Source organism: Mesorhizobium sp. M2E.F.Ca.ET.209.01.1.1, assembly GCF_004010375.2.
GTDB lineage: Bacteria > Pseudomonadota > Alphaproteobacteria > Rhizobiales > Rhizobiaceae > Mesorhizobium.
Map to the genome: position 1 here is coordinate 1 of NZ_SADP02001015.1, position 301 is coordinate 301.

Genomic DNA, 301 nt, shown 5'->3' on the forward strand with positions numbered 1-301 from the left:
CGACAGATGCGTTGCCAGCACCGCGGTGCTGACGCGGTATGTGTTCAGCCCGGAGGCGGCCGGACGATCGAGTTTTTCGAGACCCGCCTGGAATTTCCGCCAGTTTTCGACATAGGTTTCCGCTGCCGGCTCGAAACCCTGTTTCAGGCTTGCAAGGGCAAGGTCGGCGGCTTCTTCCGGCGAAGCGCCGAAGCCGAGCGCCAGCAAGGTGGTGGTCTTGCCGGCCGAAAAGCCAATCTCGCCGGCCAGCGCGACATTGCCGTTTTCGGCGGCCTGGCAGGAAGGGTCGGGCGCGCCGTTG

General features: G+C 64.8%; 1 pseudogene. It reads right to left on the minus strand.

The features are described 5' to 3' along the window. Nucleotides 1-301 (minus strand): annotated as a pseudogene (locus tag EN852_RS38915) (glucan 1,4-alpha-glucosidase); the annotation flags it as partial.